This is a genomic window from Methylobacterium sp. GXF4, assembly GCF_000272495.1.
GTDB classification, from domain to species: domain Bacteria; phylum Pseudomonadota; class Alphaproteobacteria; order Rhizobiales; family Beijerinckiaceae; genus Methylobacterium; species Methylobacterium brachiatum.
In genome coordinates this window covers 16,317-35,201 of the sequence record NZ_AKFK01000047.1, presented here as the reverse complement: position 1 = coordinate 35,201, position 18,885 = coordinate 16,317, and the positions used below count along the sequence as shown (strand labels likewise).

The 18,885-nt window shown below is 70.2% G+C and carries 16 protein-coding genes; 9 read left to right on the top strand and 7 right to left on the bottom strand.

Annotated features, from left to right (window positions below; genetic code table 11):
* The first annotated feature begins 136 nt into the window (after positions 1–136).
* Positions 137–1,249 (top strand): alkene reductase, encoded by a 1,113-nt coding sequence (locus tag WYO_RS05995; protein ID WP_007560253.1) that lies wholly within the window; start codon positions 137–139, stop codon positions 1,247–1,249.
* A 154-nt stretch (positions 1,250–1,403) separates the two neighbouring features.
* Here the strand turns inward: WYO_RS05995 and WYO_RS05990 are convergent, their stop codons facing one another.
* The 4 genes from WYO_RS05990 to WYO_RS05975 all read right to left on the bottom strand — a co-directional run bounded on the left by WYO_RS05990 (position 1,404) and on the right by WYO_RS05975 (position 5,047).
* Positions 1,404–2,732 (bottom strand): nucleotide disphospho-sugar-binding domain-containing protein, encoded by a 1,329-nt coding sequence (locus tag WYO_RS05990; protein WP_007560251.1) that lies wholly within the window; start codon positions 2,730–2,732, stop codon positions 1,404–1,406.
* A 229-nt stretch (positions 2,733–2,961) separates the two neighbouring features.
* Entirely contained in the window at positions 2,962–3,594 is a 633-nt protein-coding gene (locus WYO_RS05985; RefSeq protein ID WP_007560250.1) for a TPM domain-containing protein, read from the bottom strand.
* Complete coding sequence (locus tag WYO_RS05980; RefSeq protein WP_244424082.1) at positions 3,584–4,387, bottom strand: TPM domain-containing protein; 804 nt, start codon at positions 4,385–4,387, stop codon at positions 3,584–3,586. Before WYO_RS05980 ends, WYO_RS05985 begins: the two co-directional genes overlap by 11 nt.
* Positions 4,388–4,411: 24 nt before the next feature.
* Positions 4,412–5,047, bottom strand: coding sequence for a LemA family protein (locus tag WYO_RS05975; protein WP_007560245.1), 636 nt, complete (start codon positions 5,045–5,047; stop codon positions 4,412–4,414).
* A 220-nt stretch (positions 5,048–5,267) separates the two neighbouring features.
* Here WYO_RS05975 and WYO_RS05970 point away from each other — a divergent pair, with 220 nt between their 5' ends.
* The 5 genes from WYO_RS05970 (at position 5,268) to WYO_RS05950 (ending at position 10,246) form a co-directional block, all read left to right on the top strand.
* On the top strand, positions 5,268–5,678 hold the full coding sequence (locus WYO_RS05970; protein WP_007560243.1) for a hypothetical protein: 411 nt from the start codon (positions 5,268–5,270) through the stop codon (positions 5,676–5,678).
* A gap of 2 nt (positions 5,679–5,680) precedes the next feature.
* Complete coding sequence (locus WYO_RS05965) at positions 5,681–6,601, top strand: LysR substrate-binding domain-containing protein (protein WP_039902379.1); 921 nt, start codon at positions 5,681–5,683, stop codon at positions 6,599–6,601.
* A 106-nt stretch (positions 6,602–6,707) separates the two neighbouring features.
* Entirely contained in the window at positions 6,708–7,901 is a 1,194-nt protein-coding gene (locus tag WYO_RS05960; RefSeq protein ID WP_007560239.1) for a CaiB/BaiF CoA-transferase family protein, read from the top strand.
* Positions 7,898–8,821 (top strand): hydroxymethylglutaryl-CoA lyase, encoded by a 924-nt coding sequence (locus tag WYO_RS05955; RefSeq protein WP_007560237.1) that lies wholly within the window; start codon positions 7,898–7,900, stop codon positions 8,819–8,821. The genes WYO_RS05960 and WYO_RS05955 overlap by 4 nt, the downstream gene beginning before the upstream one ends.
* 102 nt (positions 8,822–8,923) lie before the next feature.
* Entirely contained in the window at positions 8,924–10,246 is a 1,323-nt protein-coding gene (locus WYO_RS05950; RefSeq protein WP_007560234.1) for an MFS transporter, read from the top strand.
* Between the two features lie 18 nt (positions 10,247–10,264).
* Here WYO_RS05950 and WYO_RS05945 read toward each other — a convergent pair whose 3' ends face one another.
* Positions 10,265–11,224: a helix-turn-helix domain-containing protein gene (locus tag WYO_RS05945; RefSeq protein WP_007560232.1), complete on the bottom strand. Its 960-nt coding sequence runs from the start codon at positions 11,222–11,224 to the stop codon at positions 10,265–10,267.
* Between the two features lie 331 nt (positions 11,225–11,555).
* On the bottom strand, positions 11,556–12,515 hold the full coding sequence (locus WYO_RS05940) for a helix-turn-helix domain-containing protein (protein ID WP_007560230.1): 960 nt from the start codon (positions 12,513–12,515) through the stop codon (positions 11,556–11,558).
* 251 nt (positions 12,516–12,766) lie between these two features.
* On the opposite strand from WYO_RS05940, the gene WYO_RS05935 reads away from it, so the two are divergent.
* Positions 12,767–13,180 (top strand): MucR family transcriptional regulator, encoded by a 414-nt coding sequence (locus WYO_RS05935; RefSeq protein WP_007560228.1) that lies wholly within the window; start codon positions 12,767–12,769, stop codon positions 13,178–13,180.
* 15 nt (positions 13,181–13,195) lie between these two features.
* Positions 13,196–13,423, top strand: a complete 228-nt coding sequence (locus tag WYO_RS05930; protein ID WP_244424080.1) for a hypothetical protein — start codon at positions 13,196–13,198, stop codon at positions 13,421–13,423.
* A gap of 133 nt (positions 13,424–13,556) precedes the next feature.
* Here the strand turns inward: WYO_RS05930 and WYO_RS05925 are convergent, their stop codons facing one another.
* Positions 13,557–15,185, bottom strand: a complete 1,629-nt coding sequence (locus WYO_RS05925) for an inorganic phosphate transporter (protein ID WP_007560224.1) — start codon at positions 15,183–15,185, stop codon at positions 13,557–13,559.
* A gap of 495 nt (positions 15,186–15,680) precedes the next feature.
* Here WYO_RS05925 and WYO_RS05920 point away from each other — a divergent pair, with 495 nt between their 5' ends.
* On the top strand, positions 15,681–18,860 hold the full coding sequence (locus WYO_RS05920; protein WP_007560222.1) for an autotransporter domain-containing protein: 3,180 nt from the start codon (positions 15,681–15,683) through the stop codon (positions 18,858–18,860).
* The last annotated feature ends 25 nt before the right edge of the window (positions 18,861–18,885 follow it).

Here is an 18,885-nt window from a genome sequence, read left to right as displayed (position 1 = left end):
CGGATCGGAACGGGTCCGTGGAACCGGGGCGGGACCTCGGCCTGTTAACGACCATCCCTCTTGCGCGTGCCGGCTCAGCGAGGCCCGCCCTTCGCCGGGGCCGTTCCGCCGCCCACGACGTCCCAACCGAGGTTCCATGCCGAACAGCCCGATCCTGCAGCCGGTCACCATCGGCGACCTGACCCTCAAGAACCGCGTGGTGATGGCGCCGCTCACCCGCAGCCGCTCCAACAACGACGGCGTGCCGCCGGATTTCGCGGCTGATTACTACGGACAGCGCTCCAATGCGGGCCTCATCATCTCGGAGGCGACCAATATCTCACCGCAGGGTGTCGGCTACGCCTACACGCCGGGCATCTGGTCGGACGCGCAGGTCGAGGCCTGGTCGCGGATCGTGAAGACGGTCCATGCCAATGACGGGCTGATCTTCCTGCAGCTCTGGCATACCGGCCGGATCTCGCATCCCGAGCTCCAGCCCGGCGGTGAGCTCCCGGTCTCGGCCTCCGCGATCAAGCCAGAGGGCACCGCCTTCACGCAGGACGGCATGAAGCCCCACGTGACGCCGCGGGCGCTCGAGACCGACGAGATCCCGGGGATCGTCGCCGATTACCGGCGGGCTGCGGAGAACGCCAAGCGGGCGGGCTTCGACGGTGTCGAGATCCACTCGGCCAACAATTACCTGCTCGAGCAATTCGTCCGGGATTCCACCAACACGCGCACCGACCGCTACGGTGGCTCGATCGAGAACCGCCTGCGCTTTCCCCTGGAGGTGGTCCAGGCGGTCACCGAGGTCTGGGGCGGCGGCGCCCGGGTCGGCATCCGGCTCTCGCCGGCGACCACGCAGCCCGGCGAGACGCCGCTCGATTCCGATCCGCACGCCACCTACGGCGCCTATGTCGATGCGCTGAACGGCTTCGGCCTGCTCTACGTCCACACGATCGAGGGCGTGACCCAGCAGACCCGCGACGTGCCGGACGGGATCGACTTCCTCGACCTGCGCCGCCGGTTCAAGGGCGCCTATATCGGCAACAACCAGCTGACCCTGGATCTCGCGGAGAAGGAGCTGGCCGAGGGCCGGGCCGACCTGTTCAGCTTCGGCCGGCCCTACATCGCCAATCCCGATCTCGTCGGGCGTCTCGCCAGCGGCGCGCCCTTGGCCGAGGCCCCCAAGCCCTACTGGTACGGCGGCGGCACCAACGGCTACTCGGACTGGCCGGGGATGAACGGCCCGGTGCCGGTGCGCCGCTGACGAAGCCGGAAGGACGCTCCGGCGGGACGCTTCCGCCCGCCGGAGCCGGGGTACCTGTCCGAAAATGTTTCACGGGAAACATTTTGGGGTTCACGGTTTCGCAATCAGTTCGGCGACCCGCCCGGATCGCCGAAGACGGTCAAGGCCCGACCGGTCAGGCCGACTTCGCTCGGGACACCGCGGCGCCCGTCCCGGCGCGGCGCACGGGCCCGGAGCGGGCGAGGTCGTCGATCGCGCCCAGGATCCCGCTCATCGCGTCCCGCGCCGCGAAGGCGGCCTGCAGGGCGCCGGCCCGCTGCTGGAAGCTCGGCTCGTCGAGCACCCGCGTCACCGCCTCGCGCAAGGCGTCCACGCTCGGCGTGTTGGTGGCGAGATTGATGCCGACGCCCGACCAGCCGATGCGGGCATTCACCTCCGCCTTGTCCTCGGTCAGGCCGGCCGAGACGATCGGCACGCCGTTCGACAGCGCGAGCGAGACGCTGCCATAGCCGCCATTGGTGACGAGCACGCTCACCCGCGGCAGCAACTCGCGGAACGGCAGGAAGCGTGCGACCCGCGTGTTCGCCGGGATCGGCCCGCGCAGGGCCTCGACCGGACGGCCGCCCGTGGTGGCCAGGACCAGGAGATCGTCCCGGTCGGCGAGGGCGGCGAGCGCCGGCTCGACCAAGGTGCCGAAATCCGCGTTGGCGAGGGTGCCCTGGGTGACCAGGGCCACGGGCTTGCCCGCCTCGTTGGCCCGCTCCAGCTCCGGCCACCAATCCGGCAGGGGGGCCGGCGGGGCCGGGGGCTGCAGCAGGCCGATGAAGCGCACGCCCGGAGGCAGCGTTCCGTAATCGTACTCGAAGCCCGGCACGGTCGGCTGCAGGAACAGGTCGGGCAGCACGACGATGGAGTGCGGCAGCGAGGCCGGCAGCGGGGACACGCCCAGCCGGGCGAGTTGCGCGTCCGCGTAGGCCCGGACCGGGTTGGCGAAGGCGGCATCCATCCCGACCCTGAGCGCGGCGTAGCGCGCGAGCTCGGCCTGGTCGCGGGCCGGCGGGAGGCCCAGCCCGACCGGGGCGTGATCGGGCCGGTCTAGGAACAGAATGCTGATATTGGCGGTGACGATCGGCGGCCGCGGCGCGGTGTCGAGGAGCAGCGGCAGCACGCCGAGGAACATGCTGCCCGCGACGATCACGTCCGGCGCATCCGCGGCGATCAGCGCCTTCAAGGCCGACGTCTGGTCCGGCATCGGATCGATGAAGCGGCGCTGGAACTCGTGCCGGAAGCGCTCCGGCCCGGCGGGCAGCTCCGTCTCGAGATATCCGGCGGATTCGTTGTCCGCGTAGGGCGTGAAGCGCAGGCCGGCCTCCTCGACCTTCGCCTGGAAGGCCGGATCGGTGAGCACAAGCACGTTGTCGCCCCGGGCCGCCGCGGCGCGGCCGATGGCGAGCATCGGGTTCACATGGCCGGTGAGCGGCGTTGCTGCGATCAGGATCTTCATGACGGCCTCCTTGGGCGAGGCCGGAATGGCGGCCTCGCGCCTCGTCTCGATCTCGGTACCGGGCGCGAAGGCGGCCCGGCCCCGAGTCCCATGCGGTCAAATCGCGAGCCTGCCCCTCGGGTTACCGGTCTCGGACCGGGATCGTGCGGCAGCGCACAAAATCCATTACCACGCTCGATCGATGGATCGGCGCTGGACGTCCCGATGTATTCCGTCCTGGGACGCAGCGCTAATCCGCGACGATCACCCGGTTCGGCAATTCGTCCGGATCGTGCGGGCCGGCCGGGAGATGCTCCGCCAGGATGGCGCCGATCCGCTCGACCGCGGCGGTCAGCCCGCCCTCGACGCCGCCGCCCGCCAGGGCACGGCCGAGCTCGGCCAGGATCCCGTCCCAGGACTCGGCCGGGATGCGCTGCAGCACGCCGAGATCCGTGACGATCTCGGCATGGCGCTCGGCCAGCGACAGGTAGAGCAGCACGCCGGTGCGGGACCGGGTGCGGCTCAGGCCGCGGGACCAGAAGGCCCGCTGCCCGGCCTCGCGGGCCCGGGCGCTGCGCAGCCGGCGCGGCACCAGGGCAAGCCGCAGCCGCGCATTCTGGCTGGCCGCCAGGATGGCCGCGACCAGGGCCGCCTGCGCCAGCAGGATCGTGGTCGCGCTCCAGCCGGTCAGTACGATCAGCGGCCAGGGCAGGATCAGCGCGGCGATCAGCGCCGTGAGCAGCACCACCGAGCGGTAGGCGCCCGCACGCCGGCTGATCATCACGACGATCTCGCCGGACGTGCCGGCTTCGGCCCGGGACACTGCCGCAGCCAGGCGCTCGCAGGCCGCGGGCGGGAGAATGTCGGCGATCCTACCAGTCACCCGAGGATCCCCCTCCGCCCGACGAGCCGCCCCCGCCGGAAAATCCGCCGCCGAAGCCGCCCGACGAGCCGCCATCCGAGAAGCCGCCGCTCCACCCGCCGGAGCCGGGGCCCGGCAGGAACACGATGCCGCCGCCGCGCCCGCCGCGGCCGCCCCCGCCGCCGCGGCTCATGCGCCAGGCCACGAACAGCACGACCAGGAACAGGATGACGAAGACCGCGACCTGACGGGGATCCACCTCGTCGGCCCGGACCTGCGGCTTGCGCTGCCAGTCCTCGGCATCGCCCGACAGGATCCCCAGGATCCCGTCGATGCCGGCATTGATCCCGCCGTAATAGTCACCGGTCTTGAAGCGCGGCGTGATCGCGCTGGCGATGATCACCCGCGTGAGCGCGTCGGTCAGCGCCCCTTCGAGGCCGTAGCCGACCTCGATCCGCACCTTGCGCTCGCTCGGCGCCACCAGCAGCAGCGCGCCGTTGTTGGTCTTGGCCTGCCCGAGCTTCCAGTCCCGGAACAGGCGGTTGGCGAAGTCCTCGATGGTCGTGCCCTGGAGGTTGGGCACGGTCGCCACCACCACCTGGTCCGAGGTCTTGTCCTCGTGCGCCTTCAGCTTGGCCTCCAGGGCCGCGCGCTGGTCGGGCGTCAGGATACCCGCGCCGTCGACCACGCGTCCGGTGAGCGGCGGGAAGGTCAGGTCGGCGGCGAGCGCCCCGACCGCGTAGACCGCCAGGCACCCGAACAGGACGACCAGCGCCAGGAACAGCCGCACCAGCGTTCCGGTGCTCAGGCCCATGAGCCGCATTTAATGGTGCCGCTTCTAGAACTTCACGTTCGGCGGCCGGTCGGCGTTCGGGGTTGCCGAGAAGGTCTCCATCGGCTTGGCCTCGGGATACAGGATCGCGGCGATCCAGCGGCCCGGGATGGTGCGCAGCTCGGTGTTGTAGGCCTGGACCGCGCCGATATAGTCGCGCCGCGCCACGGCGATGCGGTTCTCGGTGCCCTCGAGTTGCGATTGCAGGGCGAGGAAGTTCTGGTTGGACTTCAGATCGGGGTATTTCTCCACCGTGACCAGCAGGCGCCCGAGCGCGCCGGAGAGCTGGTTCTGGGCGTCCTGGAACTCCTTGAATTTCTGTGGATCGCTCACCGTCGAGGCGTCGACCTTCACGCTCGACGCCTTCGCCCGGGCCTCGGTGACGCCGATTAGCACGTCCTTCTCCTGCTGGGCATAGCCCTTCACGGTCTCGACCAGGTTGGGAATCAGGTCGGCGCGGCGCTGGTACTGGTTCTGCACCTCGCTCCAGGACGACTTAGCCTGCTCCTCGAGGGTCGGCACACGGTTGACCGCGCCGCAGCCGGACAGGCCGGTGGCGACCAGGAGGATCGTGAGCGCGCTCAGCAGGCGCGCCGCCGCGGATGTCGGGCGCAGCGCGCCGGCGTTCAGCATCGAGACCATTCAGGGTAGCTCCCTTCCGGGCGGGGCCCGGTACACGGATCACACTTCCGAGAGATAAGGCCTCGCATTGTCAAGGTAAGGCCTTCGCGCGATTCCGGTTTGAACGGCTCGGGCTGCGACCCGATCGGCCGCCCGGCAACGGGCCTGGCGGGCGCGCGTTCGAGACAGCATGTGCGGGCATCGGCCCGACCCGAACCCGAGACCCCACTGAGAGACCCGGATGGATGCAGAACTCGCCGATCACGTCAGGGCGGCCGCCGCGGCGGCGCGGCGCAACGCGCTGGCCTTCCGGGCGCCGGTCGACAAGGACGCGCTGCCCTGGTCGGTGATCGAGGCCTTCGACGCCCGCGTCCGCGGCCATGTCGAGCGCGACCGGCGGATTGAGGAGGAGCGCGACCGGGTGCTGATCGCCGCGGTGAACCTCGCCGAGACCCCCGTCGAGGAGGGCGAGGACGCGATCGCGGCGGCCCGCGCCCATCTGGTCGACGCGATCGACTATCTGGAGCAGGCGGTCCTGCGCTTCGGTCTGGTCAACCGGCAGGGCGCCAAGCTCGGCCACGGCGCGTATGGCCAACCGGTCGGCGCGCGGGACTGGCGCGGGCCGCAGGAGTCCGCGAAGAAAGGATCCTGAGCATTCGCGAGACGCTTCCCACCGCGGCGACCGTCAGCCGTCTCGACCTCAAGACGCTGCGCCTGTTCGCGGCGATCTGCGAGGCGGGGACGCTCAACGGCGCGGCCCGGCGGGCTTCCATCGCGCCCTCGGCGGTGAGCAAGCGCCTGGCCGAGCTGGAGCACGCCCTGGGCTGCACGCTGCTCACCCGCGAGCCGCGGGGGATGCGCCTGACGCCGGCCGGCGAGACCCTGCTGCACCACACCCGCCGGATGCTGGCGAGCGCCGAGCAGATGGCGCTCGAACTCGCCGAGCATGCGCATGGGGTGCGCGGCTTCGTGCGGATGCTCGCCAACCTCTCGGCCATCGTCCAGTTCCTGCCCGAGGACCTCCAGGCCTTCCTGGCCGCGCAAGAGCGGATCCGCGTCGACCTGGCGGAGCGGCCGAGCGGCGGCGTGGTGCTGGGCGTCGAGGAGGGCGCGGCCGATCTCGGGATCTGCGCCGGCGGCACCGATACCCGTTCGCTCGCAGCCTATCCGTATCGCGGCGACCGCCTGGTCCTGGTGATGCCGGCCGATCATCCGCTGAGCGGGCGAACCGCCATCGCCCTCGCCGAGACCCTCGATTACGACCATGTCGGCCTGCACGTCGAGAGCTCGATCTACGCCGCCCTGCGGGACGAGGCCCGGCGGCTCGGGCGGCCTCTGCGGCTGCGGATCCACGTGCCGAGCTTCGACGGGATCTGCCGGATGGCGCAGGCCGGGATGGGGCTCGGCACGATCCCCGAGGGGGTCTTCGCCCTGCTCGGGCCGCAGCTGCATCTCGCCGCGGTGCCGCTGACCGATCCCTGGGCCACGCGGACGCTCACCCTCGTGGTCCGGCCCGGCGCCCTGCCGCCCGCTGCCGCCTTGCTGCTGGATCACCTGCGCATGACGGGCGCGTAGAGAGGCCTCTGCGTTCGCGGCCGGAGAACGCAGGCTGGCGCATCGCGTTTGGACATCGCCCGGAAGCCGGTCGTATCCTCCGGGCAAAGACAGGGAGAGAAAGACGGTGTCAGGTCCGCTCAGCGGGATCCGTGTGCTGGAACTCGGCCAGCTCATCGCCGCCCCCTTCGCCACCAAGCTCCTGGCCGAGTTCGGTGCCGAGGTGATCAAGGTCGAGGCGCCGGAAGGCGGCGACCCCCTGCGCACCTGGCGCAAGATGCACGGCGACACCTCGCTGTGGTGGTATCTTCAGTCGCGCAACAAGAAGTCGATCGCGGTCAACCTCAAGACGCCGGAGGGGCTCGACATCGTCAAGCGCCTCGCCACCAGCGCCGATGTCGTGGTCGAGAATTTCCGGCCCGGCGGCCTGGAGAAGCTCGGGCTCGGCTGGGACGTGCTCTCGTCCCTCAACCCGAAGCTCACGATGGTGCGGATCTCCGGCTACGGCCAGACCGGGCCCTATCGCGACCGGCCGGGCTTCGGCGCCATCGGCGAGGCCATGGGCGGGCTGCGCTACACCACCGGCTCCCCCGACAGCCCCCCGGCCCGGGTCGGGGTCAGCATCGGCGACACCCTCGCCTCGCTCCACGGCGTGATCGGCGCGCTGATGTCGATCCTCAACGTCAAGGTGAACGGCGGCGCCGGGCAGGTCGTGGACGTCTCGCTGGTCGAGAGCGTGTTCAACGTGATGGAGAGCCTGGTCCCCGAATACGACCTGCTCGGCGAGATCCGAACCCGCACCGGCGGCGCGCTGCCCGGCATCACCCCGTCCAACACCTACCCGACGCAGGATGGCGGCTACGTCGTGATCGCGGGCAACAGCGATCCGATCTTCCGCCGGTTGATGACGGCCATCGGCCGCCCCGACCTCGCCGAGGATCCCCGGATGCGCTCGAACGAGGGCCGCTCGCAGCACGCCGCCATGCTGGACGGCGTGATCGGCGACTGGTCGAAGGCCCGCAGCGTCGCCGACGCCCTGGCCGCCCTCGACGCCGCGGACGTGCCGGCCGGGCGGATCTACTCGGTGGCCGACATCGTCGCCGATCCGCATTACCAGGCCCGGGACATGATCCTCGAGGCGGAGCTGCCCGGCGGCACCCAGGTGAAGATGCCCGGCATCGTGCCGAAGCTCTCGGGCACCCCCGGGGCGGTGCGCTGGCAAGGCCCGGCGCTCGGCGCCCATACCGACGCGGTCCTGGCCGATCTCGGCCTCGACCCGGCCGCGATCCGGACGCTGCGCGACGCGGGAGCCGTGAAATGAGCGACGCCACGATGCTGGTCCAGGAGGTCGCGCCCCGCGACGGCCTCCAGATCGAGGCCGCCTGGGTCGAGACCGCGGACAAGATCGCCCTGGTGGACGCGCTCTCGGATGCGGGCTTCTCCCGCATCGAGGTCTCGTCCTTCGTCTCGCCCAAGGCGGTACCGGCCCTGCGCGACGCCGCCGAGCTGTTCTCCGGGATCCGCCGCCGGCCCGGTACGGTCTACGTGGCGCTCGTCCCGAACCCCAAGGGGGCCGAGCGGGCGCTCGCCGCCAAGGTCGACGAGATCAACCTCGTCGCCTCGGTGAGCGAGACCCACAACCGCGCCAATATGGGCATGAGCCCGGACGACTCGATCGCGGGATTCGCCCGGATCATGGAGACCGTGACGGGCGCGTCGGTCCTGACCAACGCCACGGTCGCCACCGCCTTCGGCTGCCCGTTCGAGGGCGACCAGCCCGTCGACAAGGTGATCGCGCAGGTGGAGCGCTACCGCTCGCTCGGCATCACCGGCGTGACGCTCGCCGACACAACCGGCATGGCCAACCCGCGCCAGGTCGAGCGGCTCGTCGCCCGCGTCCTGGCGATCGTCCCGGCCGAGCATCTGACCCTGCATTTCCACAACACCCGCGGGGTCGGCCTCGCCAACGTGCTGGCCGCCTGGCAGGCGGGCGCCCGCCGCTTCGACGCGGCGCTCGGCGGTCTCGGCGGCTGCCCGTTCGCGCCGGGCGCCACCGGCAACATCTGCACCGAGGATCTGGTCAGCATGGCCCACGAGATGGGGATCCGGACCGGCCTCGACCTGCCGGCCCTGATCGCCCTGTCCCGGGACCTGCCGCGGCTCGTCGGCCACGAGGTGCCCGGCCAGGTCGCCAAGGCCGGCCGGCCCTGCGACCTGCATCCGGTCCCCCGGGCCGCCTGACGTCTCGACGAACGCCGCGCGACAAAGCCGCCCATCGAAGGCGGCTCCGCGCATCCGACCCTTCCGCGACGGAGCGGCCGGACTTCTCCAGGGAGGAACACGATGGCCATCGCGGTGACCGGCGCGCCCGCGCGCCCAGAGGACGTGACCGAGACCGGAATCGTCCGGAAGGTCGCGTGGCGGCTGATGCCGCTGATCATGGTCTGCTACCTGTTCGCGTTCTTCGACCGGATCAACATCAGCTTCGCCAAGTTCCAGCTGCAGAGCGACCTCGGCTTCAGCAACGTCGCCTACGGGCTCGGCGCCAGCATGTTCGTGGTCGGCTACGTCATCTTCGAGGTGCCGTCGAACCTATTCCTCTACCGGGTCGGCGCGCGCCGCTGGATCGCCCGGATCATGATCTCCTGGGGGATCGCCACCGCGCTGATGATCTTCATCCGCACCGAGTGGCACTTCTACACCCTGCGCTTCCTCATCGGCGCCATGGAGGCGGGCTTCGCGCCCGGCATCCTGTACTACCTGACCCTGTGGTTCCCGGCCTCCCATCGCGGGCGGATCACCTCGTTCCTGTTCGTGGCCTCGGCCTTCTCCGGGATCGTCGGGGCGCCGGTGGCCGGCCTGATCCTCGGCGGCCTCAACGGCGTCGCCGGGCTCGCCGGCTGGCAATGGCTGTTCCTGGCCGGCGGCCTGCCCTGCCTCCTGCTCGGCGCCCTGGTGCTGATGCGCCTCGACGACCGGATCTCCGACGCGCGCTGGCTCTCGCAGCCGGAGAAGGACCTGCTGTCGGCCCGGATCGCCCACCACAACCGCGAGATCGGCGACCATTCGCTCCTCGGCGCGCTCCGCCAGCCGGGCTTCCTGATGATCGGGCTCGTCTACTTCCTCCTTCAGATCGGCTCCTACGGCCTGAACTTCTGGGGGCCGGACCTGATCAAGACCGCGAGCGGCAGCAGCGCCGCCTATGTCGGCTTCCTCACCGCAATCCCCTACATCTGCGGGGCGATCAGCATGGTGGTGGTCGGGCGCCTGTCCGACGCCTCGGGCGAGCGGCCGAAATTCGTCGCCGCGCTGGCGATCGCCGCGGCCATCGGCTTCTTCACCGCGGGCCTGTTCGACCGGCAGATCGTGCCCCTGATGATCGCGCTGGCGCTGCTGGGGTCCGGGATCGTCGCCTCGATCCCGACCTTCTGGACCCTGCCGGCCAAGCTCGTCACCGGCGTCGGCGCGGCGGGCGGCATCGCGCTGATCAACACGCTCGGCCAGCTCGGCGGCATCGTCAGCCCGGTGATGGTCGGCTGGGTCAAGGACCTGACCGGGTCCACGACGCCGGCCCTCTACGTCATCGGCTCGCTCTGCCTGGTGGCGGCCGGCCTCCTGCTGTTCGCCATGCCGGCGAGCCTGCGCCGGAGCGACCGCGGCCCCTGAGCGGGGCGCGCCGGGCCGTTATTGCAGACCCAGCCCGACGGCGCGCCGGAAGTCGCTGGGCGCCAGGCCGAACCGGCCCTTGAACCGGCGGGAGAAATGGGCCCGGCTGGCGAAGCCGCAGCCGCCGGCCAGGGTGTCGATCGTCAGGTGGGTGCAGGTCGGGTCCGCCAGGCGATCGGCCGCGACTTCCAGACGGCGCTGCCAGATCCAGTCGGAGACGTGCTGGCCGCGCTCGTCGAACAGCGCCTGGAGCCGGCGCAGCGAGACGCCGACCGCCGCCGCGAGCCGGGGCGGATCGAGAGCGGGGTCGCCGAGATGCGCTTCGACATGCGCCTTGGCCCGCTGGACCAGGATGTCGCCGCTGGCCGGCAGGGGCGCGTCCAGGGCGATCCGCTCGGCGATGCTGGCCACGATCAGGTCGACGCCGATCGACCCCATCCGGGCGCCCGTGACGGGATCGAGCCGGTGATGCATGCGGCTCAGCTCCTCGAAGAAGCTCATCGCCAGGGTCGCGGTGGCCAGCTCGGCGCCCACGGTCAGGGCCGCGTAGCGGCGGGCCGGCCCGAGCACGCTCTCCAGGCGCTCGCGCGGCATCTTCAGGTAGAGCGATTGGTTGCCGGGGCTCGTCGTGATCACCGTCGGTTGATGCTCGATCACGACTAGGTCGCCCTGGCGTTGCTTCGATGTCCGATCCCGCTGCCCGACCGTCGTCGCGCCGGCGAGGGTGAAGGCCACGCTGATCCAGCCCTCGTCGCCCAGGCGACGGATCGCGCGCGGTGTCGCCTCGCTGCGGAGGGGGCCCTCCGAGACCCGCGTCATCGTCAGAGGGCCGAGGGTGGCGCTCTCCAGCTTGGCCTCGAACGGACCGGAGCCGAGCCGCTCCTGCTCGAGGGGCAGGCGCTGCTCTTCCAGTGTCTCCAGCCACCGTTTGAATCTGGTATTGACAGGAAGATTGTCGGTTGAAAACAATAGTCTCATAAAGATAATTCCGTTTTCACAAATATGATGTGCGGGGTCATCGCGTTATGTGGTTCTGAAGTATTGTTTTGGATATTTGATTGCTTGGCGGCATTTATATTGATCTAGATCAAATATCGACCGGGCTCGCCGCCACCTGAGCAAGGTGTTGCAGGGGCCTATATCAAAATTTCCCCTGCCGATGCAAATGCCACTCTGCTTTTTCATGGGCCACCAAGCATCCTGCGGGGGGGCAACACATGCCGTGGCCGCCCTGCAGCACGCCCGGGCATCGTGCGGTCATGCGGGCGTCCGTTGCGGCCCGCGCCCCGCCGCGATGGGGCGGACGCCCCTACGGCGTGCCCAGGAGGGCCGCGATCCGGTACTCGCGCGGGGACATGCCGTGGTGCTCCTTGAAGCGGCGGGAGAAATGGGCCTGGCTCGCGAAGCCGCAGCCGAAGGCCACGGCTCCGATCTGGATATGGGCGCCGCTCGGATCGGCCAGCTGCTTGGCGGCAGCCTCGAGCCGGCGCTGCCAGATCCAGTCGGAAATGTGCTGGCCGCGCGCGTGGAACAATTCCTGGAGCCGACGCAAGGATACGCCGACCGCGGCCGCCAGATGCGGCGGGTCCAGGGTCGGGTCGCCGAGATGGGCTTCGACATACGCCTTGGCGCGCTGGACCACGACGGTCCCCTGCATCGGCCGGGACACTTCGAGCGCCAGGCGCTCGGCGATGCTGGCGACGATCAGGTCGACGCCGATCGATGCCATCCGGGCGGCCGATTCGGGATCGAGCTGGGCGCGCAGGCGGACCAGCTCGTGGACGAATTTGACTGTCACCGCGGTGGAGGCGACGTCCGCGCCCATCGCCATGGCCGTATAGAGGCGCGTGGATCCCAGAACGCTCTCCAGGCGCTCGCGCGGCAGCTCCAGGAGCAGCGCCTGGCTGCCGGCATGGGATTCGTGGGTCGCCGGACGATGATCGATCACCACCATGTCGCCGGGTCGCTGCACGGTCGACCGGTCATCCTGGCCGAGCATTGACACGCCGGCGAGCTTGAAGATCACCACGACCGTGCCATCCTTGCCGGTGCGCTGGATCTGCTCGCGCGTCGCCTCGCTGCGGATGGCGCTGTTGGTGATCCGCATCAACGACAGGGGCCCGAGGCGGGCGGCCTCGAGCTTGCCGGTGAACGGCCCGTCGTCGAGGCGCGACTGTTCGAGGGGCACGCCCCACCCAGAGATTGCATCCCGCCACTGCCGAAAGCTGTGCAACGGGTTAAGGCCCTCGGTCGAAAACAGTGCTTCCATTAGTAAATTTTTTTATCGACCGGCATTTCGCGCGGCGAGGACAAGGGATCCGCGTCTTCAGACAAGCGCCGTCGGGCACATATTGTATATTGTTTCTCACCTCAAGAGATGCACTCAAGCAACTTGAGGTTCGCGTGGCAACTCACCGTCGGTGGGGTGTCCGGCGGATGTCGATCACTGGGGCGGATCTTCGGGCCGTCGGTCGGCAACGCGGGCCATTAGTAACGAAATGTTGAACAGCGACACCTGACATGATCAATCAAACCGAACCCCGCTCTTCCTTGCTGATCGAGAAAGTCGGCGCGATCGTCGCCGCTTATGTGTCGCGGAACCCCGTGGGGGCGGGAGACCTGCCGGTGCTGATCGACCAGGTCCACACGGCCATCGCGGTGCTGCAGAAGAACCCCACCGGCCGCGCCGCGGGCTGGACCGGCGCGTCCGCCGAGCAGATCGAGGCCTCGATCGGCCGGGACGGCCTGATCAGCTTCATCGACGGCCGGTCCTACAAGACGCTCAAGCGTCACCTCACCGCCAACGGCCTGACGCCCGAGCGCTACCGCGCCAAGTTCGGCCTGCCCGCCGACTACCCGATGGTCGCCCCCGGCTACGCCGCGCGGCGCTCCGAGATCGCCCGGGCGATCCAGCTCGGTCATCAGGTGGATTGAATGGCGGCCCGCGCCATGTCCCAGCCGGTTTGCCGGCATCCGGAGGCGGATCGCTCTGCGGCGATCCTGGAACGCATCGCCGACACGCTCCATCTGCCGGTCGACGCGTTCTTCCCGGACGAGCGCGCACCGGGCGAGACGGTCGCTCAGGCCGCGGATCTCGTGACGGCCTTCATGGCGATCGAGACCGTCGCCGCGCGCCGCACCTGCCTGGCCTTCGTGCGCGCCATGGCGCGCCCGTAACCACCCGAGACATCGGGACCAGAACGGACAGGGCCGTTTCCGTCGACCACGGAAACGGCCCTGTCCGTCTCGACAGCGCGCTGCGTGCTTCCGGGCCCGCGGCGCAGGATCCTGCACCGCGAGCCCGAACCCGTCAGAAGACGTGGCGCAGCAGGAAATACAGGCTCGCCGCCAGCGTGATGGCGGCCGGCAGGGTCAGCACCCAGGCGAGCGCCATGTTGCGCACCGTCGACATCTGCAGGCCCGAGCCGTTGGCCGCCATCGTCCCGGCCACGCCCGAGGACAGGATGTGCGTGGTCGAGACCGGCAGGCCGTAGAGCTCGGCGAGCCCGATCGTGCCCGCGGCCACGATCTCGGCCGAGGCGCCCTGGGCGTAGGTGAGATGGGTCTTGCCGATCTTCTCGCCCACCGTGACGACGATGCGCTTCCAGCCGACCATCGTGCCGAGCCCGAGCGCCAGGGCGACGCAGACCTTCACCCAGCCCGGGATGTAGCGGGTGCCGTTGTTGAGCAGCCCGGTATAGGTCTTCAGGGTCGCCTTCTCGGGGTCCGAGAACTCCACCCCGGCGCCCGGCAGCAGCCGCACCGCGTCGGCGGCGAGGTACATGTCGCTGCGCATGTTCTCGGTCTGGGCGGCCGGCACGGTGCGGATCGCGCCGTAATTCTTCACGCTGGCGGCGATGTCGGTCGCGAGCGCCGAGAGGGCGGCGTAGACCGGCGGCTGGTTCAGGTTCTTGGTCTTCAGGGCGTCCGTCACCGTCCGGCGCGCCTGCACGGCGTCCGGCTGGGGGGCGCCGGCGGCGCGGGCGGCGAAGACCTGGCTCGCCGACGTGGAGGCCTCGATGAAGGCCGGGGTCGTGTCGTCCGACATGGTCCGGTTCAGCGCGTAGGCGGTGGGCGCGGCGCCGATCAGGATCAGCATGATCAGGCCCATGCCCTTCTGGCCGTCATTGCCGCCGTGGAAGAACGACACCAGCGTGCAGGTCAGGATCAGCATGCCGCGGATCCAGATCGGCGGCGGCGCCTCACCCTTGGGGGCCTCGTAGAGGTCCTTGCGGCGCACCAGGAATTTCAGGACGAGCAGCAGCGCCGCGGCCAGGACGAAGCCGCAGACCGGCGAGAACAGCAGCGCCTTGAACACGTTGAGCGCCTGGCCCCAATCGACCCCGGCAGTGCCCGTGCCGCCGCTCATGAGCTGGTTGCCCAGTCCGACGCCCAGGACCGAGCCGATCAGCGCGTGCGACGAAGAGTTCGGCAGGCCGAAGGCCCAGGTCCCGAGGTTCCAGATGATGGCGGCCAGCAGCAGCGCGAAGATCATCGCGTAGCCGGCCCCCGAGCCGACATGGAGGATCAGTTCCACCGGCAGGAGGGTGACGATGGCGTAGGCCACCGCGCCGGAGGACAGCATCACCCCCAGGAAATTGAAGAAGCCCGACCAGACCACCGCCACCAGCGGCGGCATCGAGTGGGTGTAGATCACGGTCGCCACCGCGTTGGCGGTGTCGTGGAACCCGTTCACGAATTCGAAGGCGAGGGCGATCAGCAGGGCGAGGCCGAGCAGCGCGAAGGCGCCGTAGGCCAGCGGCGCCTCGCCGACCGCGTTCATGTCGGTGATCAGGCTCACCACCGCGTAGCCGAGCCCGGCCACCAGGACGGCCAGGAAGGCGACCACGCCACCCAGATGCATCCCGTGGTCGAGACGCGGACCGCTCGCTGGCCTGCCTCCCGCCACCGGCTGCGGCATTACGGCGGAATCGGACATGGGCCCTCGCGTTGAATCGTCTTCGGAAGCGGGGCGGGATTAGGATTACGCGATGACGGTTCAGTGACGTTTTACCGGGCCGATTCACGGCAGCATTATATTCGCGTGTCTATGGCCGATAATACGAAGCTATCAATTGGGACCAAGTTCAGTCGGTCCTCCTATAGTCCAGGGCCGGTGTGTTTACTGATACGGCGGCACCCACTGCGGATGCCGAGGACTGACATCTGTCCGCAGATAACGCGAGCCGTCCGCTGGGCGATGCCACGGACTCGACCAGTCGTTGGAAGCTTTGGTCATCGGCGGCTGGCATGCATGAAGCAACGTGCAAGCAACGCGACCGGAAAATTTATGCCGGCTAAGATAAGCGCCTGTTGCACGGGAGATACATCCCGTGATTCAGCGCAATGTGAATGGATTATGACGCATTCGCATCCGTAGAATTCGTTAAATCTCCCGCCGCGGGCCGAATGGTCGCAGGCTTGGGGGCCGGGAATGACGTTTCGCTACGGGGTCTCGATCGCGGCGTTGATGGTCGCCGCATGCGGTTCGGGTGTGCAGGCGCAGACCGTCAACACGACGGCCTCCGACGTCAACGTCCTCAACCTGCTGTCGCCGTTCCTGTCGCTCAACGCGACGGCGACCGGGCAGGCGACGCTGGACCAGAACCTGTCGCAGACGGCGGCGCTGAACAACGGTGCCGGGCTCGCCCGGCAGCAATTGGCGATCAGCGACAAGAACCTCCTCGCTTCGGCCAGCAACAACCTGTCCTCGGTCGGGCTCGGCATCTACGGCGTCGCCGCCAATATCGGCGGTGGCTTGCCCAGGCAGACGCCGATCAACGGCATCGTCCCGCAGCAGCTCGTCGGCGGCCTCGGCACGCAGCTCGGACCGATCTACCAGCGCGGGGTCGCCCAGGGCGCCGCCGGCGCCCTCGGCAGCGTGGTCAACCTGCTGGTCAATGCCAACACGTTCACGGGCAACAACCTGGGCGTCGCCAAGAACTACTTCGCCAACGGCGCGGCCAACAATCCGAGCGTGACCCCGGCCAATTACGTGGCGGTGCCCGCGGTCGCGCCGGCAGGCTACACGCTGCCGACCTATAACGGCCTGCCCAACACCACCAACAGCGTCTACGATCTCGCCTACGGGGTGAACAACACCCAACCCGGCCAGGACGTCTACGGATCCTCGCGCCCCGTCCAGGTCGCGCCCAAGCGCTTCAACGCGTTCGATCCGACGGCGCTCAACGGCATCGCCACGAACCCGTCCTTCCCGAGCGGCCACACCACCTACGCGTTCACCAGCGGCTACCTGCTGGCGATGCTGGTGCCGCAGCAATACCAGAGCCTGCTGCTGCGCGCCTCCGAGTACGGCGAGAGCCGCATCGTCCTCGGCGTCCACTACCCGCTCGACGTCATCGGCAGCCGGGCCCTGTCGGCCTACGACCTCGCCCAGGCCTTCACCAACCCGGCCTATATCAACAACGCCGCGGTGACCGGCGTCGCGCTCAACCTGCCCAACCAGTTCGTCCAGGCCCAGGGCCAGATCCAGGCCTACCTCGCCGCCCAGTGCGGCAACACCGTCGCGGCCTGCGCGGCCGGGGCGCCCAACATCACGGGCAACCCCTACATCCCCTCCGCCGCCAACCAGGCCGCCTACCAGGCCCGCCTGACCTACGGCCTGCCGACCCTGTCCTTCGCCCAGGCCCCGCGCGAGGCCGCCCCCGCGGGCGGGCCCGACGCCTCGATCCTGCTGGCCCCGCTCTACGGCGGATCGACCGCGGCCGCCCGCACCCTCGCCCCCCAGGGCGGCCTCTACGGCCAGCTCTCGACCGACACGATCAACCAGGTCGTCGTCAACACCGAGACCAACGCGCTGGCCGCCTTCTACGGCAGCCCGCTGAGCTACTGGAGCCGCATCGACCTCTACGCCGCCGCCGGCTATTTCGGGAACGTCACCGGCACCCTGCGCATGGACGCCACCGACCGCCTCGGCATCGATGTCGGCATCGGCAATGGCGGCGCGCTCTACGCCAACGGCACCATCGCGGGCACCGTCTCGGTCAATGCCGGCGGCCTGCTGGGCGGCTCGGGCAGCGTCGGGGGCGTCAACGCGCTGTCGGGCGGTACGGTGGCGCCGGGCAACTCGATCGGCACGCTCACCGTCGCCGGCGCGGTCGCCTTCGCCCCGGGCTCGACCTACCGGGTCGAGGCCAACGCCGCCGGACAGGCCGACAGGATCGCCGCCGGCGGCGCCGCGACGCTGGCCGGCGGCACCGTGCAGGTGCAGGCGGCCTCGGGCACCTACAACCCGCGCACCACCTACGCGATCCTCACCGCCGCCGGCGGCGTCTCCGGCCGGTTCGACGGGGTCACCGCCAACCTCGCCTTCCTGTCCCCGGGCCTGCGCTACCGCCCCAACGAGGTCGACCTGACCCTCACCCGCAACGACGTGCCGCTCGCCGCCGGCGCCACCGGCCGCAACGGCATCGCCGCCGCCAACGCGATCCAGGCGGCCGGCGCCGGCCGGGCCTACGACGCCGCCCTGGCCTTCACCACCGACGAGGCCGCCGACGGCTTCCGGGCGCTCTCCGGCGACATCCATGCCAGCACGGTCTCGGCCGCCTACGAGACCGCGTTCTTCGTGCGCGAGGCGGTGCTCGACCGCCTGCGCCGGGGGGGCGACGCCCCGGGCCTGGATTACGGCACCGTCCCGGCGGCCTACACCGCCGACCTGCCCGGCCGGGCGCCGCCGGTGGCCCAGGTCCCGGTGCGCACCCTCGACCCGCAGGTGTTCGGCCTCTGGGGCCAGGGCTTCGGCGCGTTCGGCACGGCGGGCGGGGGCGGCAACGCCTTCGACCTCGACCGGCAGATCGCCGGCTTCGCGCTCGGCGCCGACATCCGGCTGCCGAGCGGGGTCCGGTTCGGCTTGGTCGGCGGCTACACCGAGACCAACCTCGACAGCGCCGGCCGGCAGGGCGGCGGTGCCCGGGCGGAGAGCGCGACGCTCAAGAGCGGCTTCGGCGGCGTCTACGGCGGCTACGCGTTCGGCCCGGTCTCGGTGCGGCTGGGCGCCCTCTACGCCGATACCGACACCCGCACCCGGCGCAGCGTGCTCTACGGCCTGTCGGACAGCCCGACCGGCCATGGCGGCGGCCACACCGTCCAGGGGTTCGGCGAGATCGGCTACCGGTTCGCGTTCGGCGCGGCCTCGGCCCTGGTCTCGAAGGACGGGCCGGCGGTGGCGGCCTCGTATATCGAGCCGTTCGTGGGCGGGGCCTATATCGGCATCCGGCGCGACGGGTTCGCGGAGACCGGGGGCGCGGCGGCGCTGGTGAGCTACGCGCGCGACTACGACCTCGGCGCGGTGACGGCGGGGGTGCGGGCGCAGACCAGCCTGGATCTGGGCTTCGGGCTTCCGCTGACGGCGCACGGGCAGCTGGGCTACCGGCGGGCGTTCGGGGACGTGGTGCCGACGGCTCTGCTGAGCTTCGGCAGCGGGCCTTCCTTCCTGAGCGCGGGCGTCCCGATCGACCGGGACGCGCTGGTGGCCGGCGCCGGGCTCGACCTGGCGGTGGCGCCCAACGCCAGCCTGGGCGTGGCCTATACCGGCCAGGTCGGCGCCCGCGCCCAGGACCAGGCCGTGAAGGGCAATTTCACCCTCCGGTTCTGATGGGCGCTCTGTCACACGACTGACG

Excerpts from the sequence above, each read along its gene's own strand:
- WYO_RS05995 (WP_007560253.1), top strand. The coding sequence starts at position 137 with ATGCCGAACAGCCCGATCCTGCAGCCGGTCACCATCGGCGACCTGACC.
- WYO_RS05990 (WP_007560251.1), bottom strand. The coding sequence starts at position 2,732 with ATGAAGATCCTGATCGCAGCAACGCCGCTCACCGGCCATGTGAACCCG.
- WYO_RS05980 (WP_244424082.1), bottom strand. The coding sequence starts at position 4,387 with ATGGGCCTGAGCACCGGAACGCTGGTGCGGCTGTTCCTGGCGCTGGTC.
- WYO_RS05975 (WP_007560245.1), bottom strand. The coding sequence starts at position 5,047 with ATGGTCTCGATGCTGAACGCCGGCGCGCTGCGCCCGACATCCGCGGCG.
- WYO_RS05970 (WP_007560243.1), top strand. The coding sequence starts at position 5,268 with ATGGATGCAGAACTCGCCGATCACGTCAGGGCGGCCGCCGCGGCGGCG.
- WYO_RS05955 (WP_007560237.1), top strand. The coding sequence starts at position 7,898 with ATGAGCGACGCCACGATGCTGGTCCAGGAGGTCGCGCCCCGCGACGGC.
- WYO_RS05950 (WP_007560234.1), top strand. The coding sequence starts at position 8,924 with ATGGCCATCGCGGTGACCGGCGCGCCCGCGCGCCCAGAGGACGTGACC.
- WYO_RS05945 (WP_007560232.1), bottom strand. The coding sequence starts at position 11,224 with ATGAGACTATTGTTTTCAACCGACAATCTTCCTGTCAATACCAGATTC.
- WYO_RS05940 (WP_007560230.1), bottom strand. The coding sequence starts at position 12,515 with ATGGAAGCACTGTTTTCGACCGAGGGCCTTAACCCGTTGCACAGCTTT.
- WYO_RS05935 (WP_007560228.1), top strand. The coding sequence starts at position 12,767 with ATGATCAATCAAACCGAACCCCGCTCTTCCTTGCTGATCGAGAAAGTC.
- WYO_RS05930 (WP_244424080.1), top strand. The coding sequence starts at position 13,196 with ATGTCCCAGCCGGTTTGCCGGCATCCGGAGGCGGATCGCTCTGCGGCG.
- WYO_RS05925 (WP_007560224.1), bottom strand. The coding sequence starts at position 15,185 with ATGTCCGATTCCGCCGTAATGCCGCAGCCGGTGGCGGGAGGCAGGCCA.
- WYO_RS05920 (WP_007560222.1), top strand. The coding sequence starts at position 15,681 with ATGACGTTTCGCTACGGGGTCTCGATCGCGGCGTTGATGGTCGCCGCA.